The sequence below is a fragment of the Mariniflexile sp. AS56 genome (assembly GCF_030552475.1).
Lineage (GTDB): Bacteria > Bacteroidota > Bacteroidia > Flavobacteriales > Flavobacteriaceae > Mariniflexile.
This window is the reverse complement of record NZ_JAUPED010000016.1, coordinates 62,486-75,550: the sequence shown is the minus strand read 5'-3', so window position 1 is coordinate 75,550 and position 13,065 is coordinate 62,486. Positions and strand designations below refer to the sequence as shown.

The window sequence follows — 13,065 nt, the reverse complement described above, 5'->3', positions numbered from 1 at the left end:
ATTTATATTACTTTGGGGTATAACGCTCTGGATTCATAACCCGGAGGTCGGGGGATCGTGCCCCCCTCTCGCTACAATTCATAATCAAGTTCAAAATAACGGTTTAGTTCACTCTAAACCGTTTTTTTATGTTTACCTTTAACGAATTAATTACCTTTGAACACGAAATCGAACACGTTTCAGAACACAATTTACTTATTAAAAAGAATTTTTCCACTCCAAAAATCTACAATGCCAACGGCGATTTAAGCAAACGCTGGTACGTTTATTTCTCATTTCGAAATCCCGAAACGGGAAAATTGCAACGAATGAAAAATATTTATGGCAAAGTCAATCTATACAAAACCAAAGAGGACAGATTATTAGTGCTTTCCTCCTTTCGAAAACGTCTCATTATTCTTTTAAAACAAGGCTACAACCCGTTTGAGGATAACAACGATTTATACTTATCTTATAAAGTAGAAGCAAAACCTGTTGAACTTCCTGCACCACCACTAAAAGTAGAGGTGAAAATTGACACACCAAAGGTTGTAGAAGCTCCTAAACTTTCAATAAAAGATGCTTTTGAATTTGCTCTAAAAATTAAAAAGCAGTTAGTGAAAGACAAAACACTTTATGATTATCAGCTTAAAGTGAAAGCTCTACACACCTTTTTAGCGGATAAGCATCCTACTATTACAACTGTAGATCAGCTGAACAAGAAAATTATTCAAGAATTTTTAAATGGCGTTTTAATACGAAGTAGTTCTAGAAATAGAAATAACCACCGATTGGACTTGAGTTCTTTGATGCAAACCTTGGAGGATAATGATATGATGCCACATAACATCATTAAAAACATTCCTGTTTTAAAATCTATTCCTGAACGTAACAAAACATACACTAAAAAGGATCAAGAAGCTATTTTTAAACATTTAGAAACTGTCGATCCTGTTCTGCTATTGTTCATCAAATTTATATCTTATAATTTCCTTCGTCCTGTGGAAGTGTGTCGTATTAAAATTAAGGATATCGATTTAGCCAATAAAACCATTCAATTTAAAGCAAAAAACAGTCCGTTAAAGACTAAAATAATACCAGAAATACTATTATCTGAACTCCCAGATTTGTCTCAGATGGATGGTGAACACTATTTATTCACCCCAGAATGTATAGGTGGCGAATGGGATACTTTGGAAAACAACAGACGTGATTATTTTTCAAAACGTTTTTTAAAATTGGTAAAAACACCTTTTAATTTAGGTAAAGATTATACGCTTTATAGTTTTAGACATACGTTTATCACCAAATTATACCGAGCCATCTCGAAAGATTCATCTCCATTTGCTGCAAAAAGTGCCTTGATGCAAATTACAGGGCATGCTTCTATGGATGCGCTTCAAAAATATCTACGGGATATTGATGCTGAATTACCTGAAGATTATTCTGCAATGCTAAAATAAGAAATCGACATTATGAATGACACTTTTGAAACTATTAGAGATAATTTAATCAGATTCTATATTTTTTATATTCCATCAAGTATAAAAACTGATATTCAAAAAACATCGTTTTACGATTTATTATTGGAGTCTGATTATGATATGATTGTCTATTTGGATAAAGACCGTAATCTTACCAGAGAATTGACCCATTCTGTCACTTTCGGAATGATGAATAAAACACAAGTATTGGAGCAAAATATGTTTTTGTTGTTTGACAAAAAGAAGTCCTTACCTCAAAATGAGTTTTCATATTTATTGGATAAATATTTAGAGCATTTAACCATTCATACTTTTATAGTAGAATGGCTTCATACTAATTTATCGGTATCTGTTAAGAATGTGCAAAACGATTTAAAATATATATTTGAGATTCAAGCCCAATTGTTCACTAAACATCTTAACCATGTGAATACTCAATTCAAAGTTCCTGTGGTACCAGAGACTTTAAATAAGAAAGATGTAATGCAGCACTTTGCAAATAACCCTGCTACAGAAAATAACCTTTCTTCAGAGCCAAAAAATGTGGAACCGAAGGCTTTGAATTCTATGGCTACCAAGTCTATTATTAAGCCCAAGAAAGCCAAGAAGCAATTAATATCAGATGCAGAAACGGATGCCTTTTTGTTACAAACGGTGTTTCACGTAAAGATTGATTGAGTTAAATCGTTAGTTTTATCGTCCCCCATTTTAAATGGTTATTGAAATGATTTGAGAATCACACAGAAATTACATTTGTAATATAAAATGAAGTCAAATCAACAGTTTGACTTCAATAAAAGTCAAAAATTCGAATTTAATCGTCAAACGTGCGTTCGTTTTACGTAAAATTAAAAAATACCATGGAAGAGGAATTTTATATATGCACCTATTGTTATAAAGAATACACACCCAACAGACGTCGTTTTCAGAAATTTTGCAGCGGTAGTTGTCGATCTAAAGCACACCATGCACGCAAAACAAAAGAATCTGCATTACCCAGTGTAACCAAAGAAATACCAGAGGCAAAAACAAAAATTGATAGTTTGAGTCTTGCTGGTGTTGGTAATGCTACCATAGGGACATTGGCTGCGGATGGTGTGAAATTTTTGTTTACACCACCCGATAAAAAAACAGCTACCAAAGGCGACTTAATCGAACTTGCTAATAAATTAACTACCAAATACCATTTAGTGAAAAATTTACCACCTCGACATGATGGTGCACTCCCCTATTTTAGTATGGAAACAAAGATGATTATTTATTCTCTTTGGGCTTTGTGATTCATTAAACAAAAAAACTCAGGAATTAAATTAATTAGTTGGTGACTTGAAACAGATTGTTGTTATTATTTTTAGAATCATAAAAGCGGACATAACATACCTCTCCATTTTCTCTGCTAAAACTGAAACGATCTCTTAAAGTTTTGGCTTTTTCAAACACATTGGCTTTGGCCAAATGGTTTAAAATGGCATCAAATCCTTTATAAGCATAAACTTCGCCATTAAAGGATTCCAATTGGCTTTTTAATTTGAAATAAATGCAGTACCATCTGGTATTTTTACAGATGCATATCCCGAACCAACTAATTGTTTAATCAGGTTGTTTTCTAATATCGCTTCAGATTGATGACTCATTTAATTTTCTAGAAAAATATGTTTATAATTTGCTTCTATCTCCTTAATTTCTGGTTCATTTAATCCCGAAAATTCCTTTTTTAACGCCCTTTTTGATAATACCCCATTATTTTGTTCTAAAAAACGAACCAAATTAGCAACCATTTTATCGGGCATTTCAAAGTTGTTATTTATATATTTTTTAAAGGCATCATAGTGCTGAAGATAGCTTACTTCTTGGGGAATAACGCGCTCTAAAGTATCTTGTACACAGTCGTATAAAAACTCTGCTTGTTTTGTAGCGTCGAAATAACGATAAAAATCGATGGTATTATTGGTAACCTCCACATTATGGTCATCGGTTTCTTTCCAAACCATATGGTCCAACAAGGGGTGTGAATACGATTCTAAAACGGTTTTATAATCATCGATGTGGTCCAGTATGGATGAAGACACAGGGAAAATAACACCTTGTTGTGTAAATTCTTTTTTTGCTAAAATATGATGAATAATATAGCGATGTAAACGTCCATTTCCATCTACAAAAGGATGTATAAATACAAACCCGAATGCTATAATTGCTGCTGCCAACACCGCATCATAGCTTTGGTCTTGCAACGCTTCATTTGTTGCTATTAATCCTTTTAATAGTGGTTCAACATCATCTGCTTTCGCCGATATATGGTCTGGAATAGGTTCTCCTGTGGCGCGGTCATGTTCGCCAACAAACCCACCTTTTTTTCGCATACCCATCTCTAAAAATCGACTATTTTCTATAACTATTTGCTGTAAGCGAATTAACTCTTCTATGCTTAACGGTTTATTGCCCGCTTGACCAATAGCCTTTCCCCAACGCATGGCTCTGTTGTTTCCGGGGTTTTCGCCTTCTATTGTAAATGAGGCTTTAGAATCTTTTAGCAATAAAAAAGAAGATGCGCGTTGTAATACATCTTTATGGATACCATTAAGGAATGTGTTTTTCTTACCAGCTATATTGGCATTAATGTAGGTTTCTAGCTTTTTGGTTTTAAAAATTAACGGACAAAAAGAGGTAGTTCCTGGAAGGTTATTAATAATTTTTTGTTTAGCAGCTTCTTCCCCTTTTATTGCGTATTGCATACTTGTATTTAACAAAGGAATGTATTTACGCTTTTTTAAATCTACCTGTACATCAATTTCCTCTTGTTGCAACCACTCATATAAAAACCACATTTTACGGCTATATTGCCCCATCGGTTCTATATTTAGTATCGTTGTTATATCTTCTTTAGATATGGTATTAAATAGCGATTTAAATACTAAAAGGTTAATCCCTTCATATTTAATGGCAAATACTAATTGTTTGTATAAAGTTTCTTCTGGTTGGTATGATGTTGGAAACACCTTCCAATCTTCTTTATTATATTTTTTACTTTTTTCAGTAATTAGAGATAATATATTTGGAAATGGTATAGGTAACTTTAAATTTTCAATAATGGCACCATAACCCACTATTTTTCCTTTTTCAGGTGTATTTTTTCCTTGAAATATGGATGTTCCAATTGATGGTATTACTATTTCCATGTTTTAAAATTCTCTTTATTATATTCAAATATAACCAAAAAACGTGCGCTAATTAAAAAAAACGTGCGCATTTACGTATTTAAACAAAAAAACGTGCGCAAACTTGAATTAAAAAAACGTGCGCCAATAAAAAAAAACGTGCGCCAAAATTAATATAAACTAAAAAACGTGCGCCATCATCTCTTAATTTTTGAATAACTAGTTGTTTCCATTACTTTTTTACTATTGTTTTATCGGTGTTGTGCTGTATTTTACACAAACATTTGCTGCAACAATGAAAGCATCCTCTATATGTAACCTACTAAAAAGATACAAACCAGAAAATTACTGTTAATTCTTCCTATTGTAGGTTCTAGTGAAAAAGATCCTATAATCATTATCAAGGGAGCAAACCCATTAACATAATTGTTGATAGGTCAGAATTGTAAAAAGGCAAGTTTTCAGGTGTTGTTCCGTTTAAACTATCTAGAGTAAATATGCCATTCGTAAGTCTCAAATAAACATTTTCAATTTGATTTTTAATTTCTTTATGTTCACTCTAAAAAACAGGCATAGTATACCACCCACAGCGGATTAAAGTGATCATAATTAAATTATCAACACTCATTGTATTACATGTGTTTAAAGCCATAAGTGATCTGGTTCAAATTTTCCGCTTTTAATGGTTCTTATCAACCGTCCCATCCAACTGACCTATAAAATTAAATACTAAAACAAAACTCTTCCTCAAAATTGGAAATAAAATCATTGATGTATTTTTTGTGTTTGTCTTCTTTTCGAATAGTCAAAAAATGAGTTCTTTTCAAGCCATATTTCCCTATACGTTTAGCAACAATGTCCTCAAAGCCTTTAAAAGGTTCTAACGCCCATTTCGGTTTGCAAATAACACCCATATTAGAGTTAACCATTTCCAGAGCAACTTCCGTCATGGGTATGGCTGTTATCTGCTCTGGCTCTACATTGTTTGGTTTAAGAAATTGACTATAAACAAAAATAGAGTCTAATGGATAAGCATGAATCAATAAATGAGCTTCCTTAAATTGTTGTACATCAACAAAGTCTTTAGTGTTGAAAAAGTGTTCCTTATGAGCAAATGCAAATATTTCATCCTCAAATAATTCTTGACTAAATAAAGCTTCCTCGCATGGTTTGTCATGAACTATTGCAATATCAAGTTCATTCTCTAATATTTTTTTCAAAGGATGATTAGAGGCGTCTAATATAATATCAACTTCAATTTCTGGATAAAGAATATCCATCTTTTTTATAAATGCAAGTAAGCGTTGATAGAAAAAATAACATTCTGTGCCAATTCTAATGGCGCCTTTAGTACCATTCTTTATAAAGTCAATTTTTTCAAATCCCTTATCAATTGTATCCAATACTTTAATCGCTAATTTATGAAGCTCAATACCTTCTTCAGTTAATTCCCAAGTATTGCGTTTTCTGTAAAATACTTTAAAACCTAAACGCTCTTCTAATTCACGTAATTGATGACTTAATGCTGATTGAGTCAAAAACAAACGTCTTGATGAATTGGCCATATTACCTTCCTCTGCAATTGTTTTTATAAGTCTAAAGTACTTGATTTCCATCTCCTAAAGATACAACAAAATGTAACAAATGAAGTTGAATAATATTCAAATACGCTTTAGAATCATTCAACTTAATCGTAAATGATTACAAATGCATAAAATTATATTTGTAAGAATAAAACTAAATAAAATGAATAAAGTAAACGTTCAAATTTTGAATGCTTTTGTTGATAATAACCAAGGAGGAAATCCTGCAGGTGTAGTACTTAATGCAGACAATTTATCAGATAATCAAAAATTAGAAGTCGCAGCCAAAGTTGGGCTTTCAGAAACTGCTTTTGTTTCAAAATCTACTCAAGCAGATTTTAAACTTGATTTTTTTACACCTAACAGACGAATAGTTCATTGCGGTCACGCAACAGTAGCTACATTCTCATATTTAAAACAATTGGGATTAGTAAAGAATGACTACACCTCTAAAGAAACAGTTGATGGTAATAGAGACATAAAACTAATTGGCGATTTAGCTTTTATGGAGCAAATGGTGCCAAAATATATCGATGTCAATCACAGAAAAAAAGAGATTATAAAATCATTAGCCATAGAAGAAAAAGATTTGTTACCAAATGCAGAAATACAACTTGTTAATACAGGAAATTCATTTATTCTAATTCCTGTTAAGAATACTGAAGTTTTAAAAAATATTATTCCAAATAATCAAATGATAACCGAGATAAGCGATGAATTTGATTTAATTGGATTTTATCCGTTTACCACAGAAATCGAAAATAAACAAAGAGATGCCAGTACTAGAATGTTTGGTCCACGCTATGAAATTTGGGAAGAAGCAGGTACAGGAATGGCGGCTGGCCCTTTAGTATGTTATCTATACGACAAAATGAACATCAAAAAAGAAAGATTCCACATTCAACAAGGAGAATTTATGAAAACACCATCACCAAGTTTAATTATTGTGGATTTAAAAATTGAAAATGATGAGATTGTTGGTTTAATGGCAGGTGGCAAAGGAACGGTTCAGAAACAATTTAATATTGAAATAAATTAAAGTATGAAAAAATTAATAATCATATTCCAAATCGTTTTCATTGTATTTGGAGTTCAGGCTCAAACCAAAGAACCATTTAACATTGGAGAAATAGTAAAGTTAGAATCCAAAATTCTTAACGAGGAAAGAATATTAAATATCTACATACCAGAATCTTATAAAATGGAAAATTCGAAGCAATATCCTGTAATCTACTTAATAGATGGCTCTGCAGATGAAGATTTTATACATATTTCTGGATTGGTGCAATACTGTTCATTTTCTTGGATTGATATCATATCGGAATCAATCGTAGTTGGCATCGCTAATATAGATAGGCAGCGAGATTTTACATTTCCAACAACCAATGAGGAGGATAAAAAGGACTTTCCAACTACAGGAGGTTCTGAAAATTTCATAAAGTTTATTGAAAGCGAAGTCAAACCATTAATCAAAACAAACTATAGGATTAATGATGAAAGTACACTAATAGGTCAATCTTTTGGAGGATTGTTGGCAACAGAAATTTTACTGAAGTCACCTCAACTTTTTGATAACTTTATTATTGTTAGCCCTGCTTTATGGTGGGATGACAGATCACTATTAAAACTTTCTGTAGATAAAATTAAGGCACCTAAAAATATATACATAGCAGTTGGAGAAGAAGGTCCTACAATGGAAGGGACGGCATTACAACTCATATCTAAATTGCAAACATTACGAAGAAGAGAACTGGAGAAAACACTCGTAATACGTTACGAATTTTTAAAACAGTATAATCATGGTAATATTCTGCATTCAGCAGTTTACAATGCATTTATGAAATTTAAAGAAGTACAAAATATAAATAATAAAAACTAGCAGATTAATAATTTGGCAAGAATTAAAAGTTTAATCTATAATACGTACAAAAATTCCAGCACCTATTAATACAAATTAGAATTGTTATGTAAACACAAAATGACATCACTTAATATCCAAGAAGAATTAATGCTGTTTGAAAATTAAGAAAACTAAAATTATTTATCATGAAACTACAATTAATAAGAAATGCAACCCTAAAATTAAGCTATGCAGGAAAAACCATTCTAGTTGACCCAATGTTTTGCGAGAAAGATTTTTTTAATCCATTTCTTGAGGGATTGGAAAAAAATCCGACTTGTGATTTAAAAATTCCTGTTGGAGAAATAATGAAAGGTATAGATAGTGTGTTGGTAACGCATTCGCATCCCGACCATTTAGATGCTATAGCAGCAGAAACATTACCCAAAAGTATCAAAATGTTTGGTGCGCCAGTAGATACCGATTTTATTAAAAATTTTGGATTTACAAACGTAGAGATTATCAATGAAAATACAACATGGAACGGTATAACTATCACAAGAGTTAAAGCACAACATGGTAGTGGTCCTGTATTGCAATATATGGTTGATGTTTCAGGGTTTGTATTACAAGCAGATAATGAACCTACAGTTTACATTGTTAGCGATAGCATTCTTACCAATAGTGTTATTCAAACCATCCAAAGGTTCAAGCCAGATATCATAGTTACCAATTCTGGAGGAGGTATCATACCTGGTTATGAAAGTACACCAGTTATCATGGATGAAGAACAAACCATTGAGGTTTGCAACATATCACCAAACTCAAAAATCATTGCAGTACATCTAGAGTGTATAGATTTTTGTAGAGTAACAAGAATATCGTTACGAAACTATGCCAATGCCAATGGAATCTCTAATGAGCAATTATTAATTCCAAATGACGGAGAAGCACTAGTGATTTAAAAATAAAAGCAACTAAGCCTCTCAGAAGACATGCTTACTCTCAATGGTATTCATCTTGGTTTTGGAGCAGTTACTTTAAAACAATTTCTATACACTTGGTTAGCCTACTATAATAACCATTTAGCTAAATCAATAGAGTAATGGTAAAAGCAATATCAAGAGCACGTTGGTTATTAGATGAATATTTAAACATTTTAAAAAATTAATATCATGGAAAACAAAACACCAGAACAATTAGTAAACGATTTTTTTAATAACGTTTGGCACGAGCCACATAATTTGGATGCAATTGATGATTTAATGACCGAAGATTACAAAATCACAACAGCGGGGAGTGTTGTCGATGGCAGACTTAATTTTAAGAATTGGGTTAAAGGGTTTCAAGAATTATTATTGGATGCTAAAACAGAAAGCATTGAAGCTTTTTGTAATAAAGAAGAAAGTAAAGTGGTATCACGATGGATGTGTTCCGGAAAAAACAACGGTCTATTTGGTTTAGAAGCAGATAACAAATTCGTGTCATTTTCAGGTATTGCTATTTGGACTGTAAGAAATAATAAACTATCTGAATGTTGGGTTGAACGAAGTGCTTATGAATTGTTTCAAGACCTACAAACTAATTCAAACAATCAATTTGTGTAGGTCACTATGAAAGAACCAATTGAACAACAGGTTAATATTATTCCGTTCAGAGAAGATATTCAGCACCATTTCAAAAACATAAATTATGAGTGGATTGGCCATTATTTCGAAATCATAGACCGTGATAGGCTAGTCTTGGAAAACCCCAAAAAAGAGATAATCGATAAAGGAGGTCATATATATTTTGCCGAATACAATACTAAAATTGTAGGCTGTGTGGCATTAGAGAAAAAAAATGATACAACCTTTGAACTGTCTAAAATGGGTGTGAGACCAAGTTACCAAGGACTTAAAATTGGTAAGTTATTAATGCTTAAAACCATTGAAAAAGCAAAACAACTTAGATTTAAGAAGATAATTCTATACACCAACCCCAAGTTAATCAGTGCAATTGGTCTCTATCAAAAAAACGGGTTTTACGAAGTACCTAATGACCTGATAATAGTTAAAAGGGCAGTGGTGAAAATGGAATTAAAAATATAGTCCAAATCAAAAAAACATGAAAAAAATAGGACTTGTTGGAGGAATCAGTTGGACTTCAACTCTCGATTATTATAAGCATATTAATCAAGGAGTAAATCAAAGATTGGGAGGCTTAAATTCAGCAGAATGTAGTCTATATTCCTTGAATTTTTCAGATATCGAAAAAAAAGGATGGGAAAATTGCTTTGAATTAGTTTTGGATGCTTGCAAAAAATTAATTTTAACTGATGTTGATGCCATCGCATTGTGTGCTAACACAGCACATATTTTCGCTGATAAACTTCAAGAAGAAATCAATATTCCTATTTTAAGTATAGTAAAAGTTACAGCCGATGCAATAAACAGGCAAAATTTAAAGAAAGTAGGTCTTCTGGGTACAAAGCTTACAATGGAAATGGATTTTTATCGAGACAAAATGTCTACAGATAACATAGAAATAATTATCCCTGAAAGCATTGAAGATTTAGTGAAAATAGACCAAATAATTATGACTGAACTAGGAAAAGGAGTCATTAAAAATCAATCAAAAGAAAGGTTAATCAATTGTATTCAAAACTTAATTAATATCGGAGCAGAAGCCATAATCTTGGGTTGTACAGAGCTTCCTTTAATAATTAAGCAATCAGACATTACAATTCCTGTTTTTGACACCACAAAGATTCACGTTAACAATATAATAGAATTTATCATAAATGAAAATAATGCTCTCAAATAGAACATATAAAATGAAAATATCCCAAAAACACATTTCCATAGGCCTAGCTATAGCTTATGGAGTGGCTGTGAGTATAATATTCATAACTACCTGTAATACCAACAACAAGCAAAACTACCAAAACGACACTAGCACAAATGCATTCAATTTCAAAAGTGATACATCATCCAAAAATGAAATAAATATGAAAGAATTAAGAATCATCCTAACCGTTGATAATTTAGATGAAGTCATTGTTTTTTACAGAGATGAAATGGGGCTTAAAACATCAAAAGAATGGCACGAAGCCACAGGCAACGGCATTATTTTGGAAGCAGGAAAAGCATCACTTGAATTAGTAGATAAAAACCACGCCCAAACAATAGATGCAATTGAAGTTGGGAAAACCGTAGCTGGTCCTGTAAGACTTGCCTTTAACATAGATAACAATATTGAACAGGTTGGGAAAAAATTGGAAAAATCAGGCGCAAAAAAAATAGCAGAAGTCAAACAAGCACCTTGGAGCAAAGTTCAACGTATGCAAGATCCAAGTGGATTACAATTTACATTATTTGAAACCTCAACATTATTTGAGGAATAAGTAAAACCATTAAAAATAGAAAAATCATGAAAAAACAAATTGAATTTTACGAGAGCAAGTTAGCTTACGAAATGGATCCTTCAGATTTATATGATGCTTTTGAAACAAGTAAAGAATATGTTGCTCTAGATGCAAGACAAGCTTTTGGCTATGAAAGAGAACATATTCCAACAGCTATCAACATTCCTCATAGAGAAATGAACGAGGAAACAACAAAACATTTAGACAAAACCAAAACTTACGTTTGCTATTGTGATGGTATTGGTTGTAATGCCTCTACCAAAGGCGCATTAAAAATGACAAAATTAGGCTTCAAAGTAAAAGAATTAATGGGTGGTATCGAATGGTGGAAATTTGACGGTTACGCAACCGAAGGAACAAAGCCAACAGCAGGTTCTGCATTTGTATGTGCTTGTTAAAACTTGGTTATGGATATTAGATTTGCCAAAGAAAGGGATATAAAAGATATTATAAAACTATGTGCACTACACGCTGCTTTTGAAGGAGCAGCGTTTAACATTTCAAATAAAGAAGAACTTTTATCTAAATATCTTTTTAGTGGTTCAGATGTTTTAAAATGTTTGGTGGTCGAAGAAGGTAGCCAAATAGTAGGTTATGCAACCTTTATGAAACAATTTTCTACATGGGATGCCCAATTTTACATCTATTTGGATTGCTTGTTTTTTAAAAAAGAAATGAGAGGCAAAGGGTTGGGAACAAAACTTATGAATAAAATAAAATCACATGCAAAGACTGAAAACTGCCATTCTATCCAATGGCAAACACCCAATTTTAATATTAAAGCTATTCAATTCTATCAAAAAATAGGCGCTATGTCTAAAACCAAAGAACGTTTTCTATGGTGTATTTAAGACTAATGTGCAAAAAACGGTTAAAGTGAACCATTGAAAACGGAATTTTTTGATTCACTTAAAAACTCATTTAGGCCTAAGGTATAAAAGGATTCGCAATAATTATTGCTATGTTCACTTTTATCACTCTAGGTGGCTAACTATGTCCGCCCTCTCCAGCTTACCTAGTTTGCGCTAGACTATCTATTTCCACCAAACCTAAAACACTATGTCCAATAGCATCACAAAGTGCTCCTTTCTCATCTAAAATAGAAATAAAACCCATTTTGCATTGATGCTTTTCTTCTGGATCAAAAGGATTTGGATAAGAATTATACCCACTATCGTAAGCTTCTCCTGGATAAAGTAACATCACTTTTTTTGTGTCCCAAAAACGAGCATATGCATACATTTGTCTCAAATCTTCAATACTTGCTGCTTTATTTTTTGGACGCTTCCATTTTGTATCAATTATAATCGTTTCACCGTTCCTTTTTAAAACTATATCTGGGCGAATTGTTCTATAAGAACCATAAAATGTTTTCGATTCCTGTCCGGTAATAGTCCAGTTTTGTTCTGGGTTGTTTTGCGCATATTTTCGAAGTTGGTGCAAAACATACTCTTCCCATAATTGATTCATATCAAACAATAGGGCAATCATTTTCTGTTCGCCTTTATTAATATCTGGTGAATAATTTAAAATAATTAATTTTGCTAGTTCTAAAGCACGTTCATAAGGTGCTGTTTTTCTATTTATTTGAATGTCATTCATTTAGAGAAAGATGGTA

The 13,065-nt window shown here is 32.2% G+C and carries 16 protein-coding genes; 12 read left to right on the top strand and 4 right to left on the bottom strand.

Annotated features, from left to right (window positions below; genetic code table 11):
- Positions 1-128: 128 nt before the first annotated feature.
- The 3 genes from Q5N74_RS16160 (at position 129) to Q5N74_RS16150 (ending at position 2,743) form a co-directional block, all read left to right on the top strand.
- Positions 129-1,442, top strand: coding sequence for a site-specific integrase (locus tag Q5N74_RS16160; RefSeq protein ID WP_304390035.1), 1,314 nt, complete (start codon positions 129-131; stop codon positions 1,440-1,442).
- A 12-nt stretch (positions 1,443-1,454) separates the two neighbouring features.
- Positions 1,455-2,141, top strand: a complete 687-nt coding sequence (locus Q5N74_RS16155) for a hypothetical protein (protein WP_304390034.1) — start codon at positions 1,455-1,457, stop codon at positions 2,139-2,141.
- Between the two features lie 182 nt (positions 2,142-2,323).
- On the top strand, positions 2,324-2,743 hold the full coding sequence (locus tag Q5N74_RS16150) for a hypothetical protein (RefSeq protein ID WP_304390033.1): 420 nt from the start codon (positions 2,324-2,326) through the stop codon (positions 2,741-2,743).
- A gap of 34 nt (positions 2,744-2,777) precedes the next feature.
- Here the strand turns inward: Q5N74_RS16150 and Q5N74_RS16145 are convergent, their stop codons facing one another.
- The 3 genes from Q5N74_RS16145 to Q5N74_RS16135 form a co-directional block, all read right to left on the bottom strand.
- Positions 2,778-2,978 (bottom strand): hypothetical protein, encoded by a 201-nt coding sequence (locus Q5N74_RS16145; protein ID WP_304390032.1) that lies wholly within the window; start codon positions 2,976-2,978, stop codon positions 2,778-2,780.
- 119 nt (positions 2,979-3,097) lie between these two features.
- The gene (locus tag Q5N74_RS16140) at positions 3,098-4,639 is read right to left on the bottom strand and encodes a Fic family protein (protein ID WP_304390031.1); all 1,542 of its coding nucleotides are present in this window, start codon (positions 4,637-4,639) and stop codon (positions 3,098-3,100) included.
- Between the two features lie 701 nt (positions 4,640-5,340).
- On the bottom strand, positions 5,341-6,234 hold the full coding sequence (locus Q5N74_RS16135; protein WP_304390030.1) for a LysR family transcriptional regulator: 894 nt from the start codon (positions 6,232-6,234) through the stop codon (positions 5,341-5,343).
- A gap of 130 nt (positions 6,235-6,364) precedes the next feature.
- On the opposite strand from Q5N74_RS16135, the gene Q5N74_RS16130 reads away from it, so the two are divergent.
- The 9 genes from Q5N74_RS16130 to Q5N74_RS16090 all read left to right on the top strand — a co-directional run bounded on the left by Q5N74_RS16130 (position 6,365) and on the right by Q5N74_RS16090 (position 12,298).
- A complete protein-coding gene (locus tag Q5N74_RS16130; protein ID WP_304390029.1) occupies positions 6,365-7,240 on the top strand; it encodes a PhzF family phenazine biosynthesis protein in 876 nt (291 codons plus the stop codon).
- Between the two features lie 3 nt (positions 7,241-7,243).
- Complete coding sequence (locus Q5N74_RS16125) at positions 7,244-8,080, top strand: alpha/beta hydrolase (protein ID WP_304390028.1); 837 nt, start codon at positions 7,244-7,246, stop codon at positions 8,078-8,080.
- Positions 8,081-8,247: 167 nt separating this feature from the next.
- Positions 8,248-9,006 carry an MBL fold metallo-hydrolase gene (locus tag Q5N74_RS16120; RefSeq protein ID WP_304390027.1) on the top strand — a complete coding sequence of 253 codons (759 nt, stop codon included), beginning with the start codon at positions 8,248-8,250 and terminating at the stop codon, positions 9,004-9,006.
- A gap of 210 nt (positions 9,007-9,216) precedes the next feature.
- Positions 9,217-9,648, top strand: coding sequence for an ester cyclase (locus tag Q5N74_RS16115; protein WP_304390026.1), 432 nt, complete (start codon positions 9,217-9,219; stop codon positions 9,646-9,648).
- A 6-nt stretch (positions 9,649-9,654) separates the two neighbouring features.
- Positions 9,655-10,131, top strand: a complete 477-nt coding sequence (locus tag Q5N74_RS16110; protein ID WP_304390025.1) for a GNAT family N-acetyltransferase — start codon at positions 9,655-9,657, stop codon at positions 10,129-10,131.
- A 16-nt stretch (positions 10,132-10,147) separates the two neighbouring features.
- Positions 10,148-10,846, top strand: coding sequence for an aspartate/glutamate racemase family protein (locus Q5N74_RS16105; protein WP_304390024.1), 699 nt, complete (start codon positions 10,148-10,150; stop codon positions 10,844-10,846).
- A gap of 10 nt (positions 10,847-10,856) precedes the next feature.
- Positions 10,857-11,426 carry a VOC family protein gene (locus tag Q5N74_RS16100; protein ID WP_304390023.1) on the top strand — a complete coding sequence of 190 codons (570 nt, stop codon included), beginning with the start codon at positions 10,857-10,859 and terminating at the stop codon, positions 11,424-11,426.
- Between the two features lie 26 nt (positions 11,427-11,452).
- A complete protein-coding gene (locus Q5N74_RS16095; protein WP_304390022.1) occupies positions 11,453-11,845 on the top strand; it encodes a rhodanese-like domain-containing protein in 393 nt (130 codons plus the stop codon).
- 9 nt (positions 11,846-11,854) lie between these two features.
- On the top strand, positions 11,855-12,298 hold the full coding sequence (locus Q5N74_RS16090) for a GNAT family N-acetyltransferase (RefSeq protein WP_304390021.1): 444 nt from the start codon (positions 11,855-11,857) through the stop codon (positions 12,296-12,298).
- Between the two features lie 160 nt (positions 12,299-12,458).
- On the opposite strand, the gene Q5N74_RS16085 is transcribed toward Q5N74_RS16090, so the two are convergent.
- Complete coding sequence (locus tag Q5N74_RS16085) at positions 12,459-13,049, bottom strand: hypothetical protein (protein WP_304390020.1); 591 nt, start codon at positions 13,047-13,049, stop codon at positions 12,459-12,461.
- Between the last annotated feature and the right edge of the window lie 16 nt (positions 13,050-13,065).

Bases quoted from the DNA above. Each gene is read 5' to 3' on its own strand.
- Q5N74_RS16155 (WP_304390034.1), top strand. From the start codon at position 1,455: ATGAATGACACTTTTGAAACTATTAGAGATAATTTAATCAGATTCTAT.
- Q5N74_RS16135 (WP_304390030.1), bottom strand. From the start codon at position 6,234: ATGGAAATCAAGTACTTTAGACTTATAAAAACAATTGCAGAGGAAGGT.
- Q5N74_RS16120 (WP_304390027.1), top strand. From the start codon at position 8,248: ATGAAACTACAATTAATAAGAAATGCAACCCTAAAATTAAGCTATGCA.
- Q5N74_RS16110 (WP_304390025.1), top strand. From the start codon at position 9,655: ATGAAAGAACCAATTGAACAACAGGTTAATATTATTCCGTTCAGAGAA.
- Q5N74_RS16090 (WP_304390021.1), top strand. From the start codon at position 11,855: ATGGATATTAGATTTGCCAAAGAAAGGGATATAAAAGATATTATAAAA.
- Q5N74_RS16085 (WP_304390020.1), bottom strand. From the start codon at position 13,049: ATGAATGACATTCAAATAAATAGAAAAACAGCACCTTATGAACGTGCT.
- Q5N74_RS16125 (WP_304390028.1), top strand. From the start codon at position 7,244: ATGAAAAAATTAATAATCATATTCCAAATCGTTTTCATTGTATTTGGA.
- Q5N74_RS16115 (WP_304390026.1), top strand. From the start codon at position 9,217: ATGGAAAACAAAACACCAGAACAATTAGTAAACGATTTTTTTAATAAC.
- Q5N74_RS16100 (WP_304390023.1), top strand. From the start codon at position 10,857: ATGAAAATATCCCAAAAACACATTTCCATAGGCCTAGCTATAGCTTAT.
- Q5N74_RS16130 (WP_304390029.1), top strand. From the start codon at position 6,365: ATGAATAAAGTAAACGTTCAAATTTTGAATGCTTTTGTTGATAATAAC.
- Q5N74_RS16105 (WP_304390024.1), top strand. From the start codon at position 10,148: ATGAAAAAAATAGGACTTGTTGGAGGAATCAGTTGGACTTCAACTCTC.
- Q5N74_RS16095 (WP_304390022.1), top strand. From the start codon at position 11,453: ATGAAAAAACAAATTGAATTTTACGAGAGCAAGTTAGCTTACGAAATG.
- Q5N74_RS16150 (WP_304390033.1), top strand. From the start codon at position 2,324: ATGGAAGAGGAATTTTATATATGCACCTATTGTTATAAAGAATACACA.
- Q5N74_RS16140 (WP_304390031.1), bottom strand. From the start codon at position 4,639: ATGGAAATAGTAATACCATCAATTGGAACATCCATATTTCAAGGAAAA.
- Q5N74_RS16160 (WP_304390035.1), top strand. From the start codon at position 129: ATGTTTACCTTTAACGAATTAATTACCTTTGAACACGAAATCGAACAC.